This window comes from Ectothiorhodospira sp. 9100 (assembly GCF_022227565.1).
GTDB classification, from domain to species: domain Bacteria; phylum Pseudomonadota; class Gammaproteobacteria; order Ectothiorhodospirales; family Ectothiorhodospiraceae; genus Ectothiorhodospira; species Ectothiorhodospira marina.
This window is the reverse complement of sequence record NZ_JAJNAN010000157.1, coordinates 1-351: the sequence shown is the minus strand read 5'-3', so window position 1 is coordinate 351 and position 351 is coordinate 1. Positions and strand designations below refer to the sequence as shown.

At 55.6% G+C, this 351-nt stretch carries 1 protein-coding gene; it reads right to left on the bottom strand.

Features of this window, described 5'->3' with window-relative positions; all coding sequences use genetic code 11:
- Positions 1 to 351: recombinase family protein (locus LPW29_RS15425; protein ID WP_238628742.1), on the bottom strand; the 351-nt coding region annotated here is incomplete at both ends.

Genomic DNA, 351 nt, shown 5'->3' with positions numbered 1-351 from the left:
CTGGTGAGTGACCAGATATTGCAAGACCCCGTTGATTGTGCGACACCGGGAAAATTGCTCAAAGACGGTCGCGATGGCCGCTTGGGCCTGAGCGTCCGGATCCTTGATCACCGTCCCACCGAGGTCTCTCATGTAGCCCATCGGCAACGCAAATTTGAGCTCACCACGCCGGGCCTTGGCCTTTCTGCCCTCTGACATCCGCTGTTTCAGGATATGCAACTCGGCTTCCGACATGGTTCCCTTCAATCCCAGCAACAGCCGATCATTGTAGGTCTGCGGATCATACAGCCCATCAGCATCACCGATAAGGGTAGAGAATAGCGCGCAAACTTCCAGCAGTTGGTACCAGTC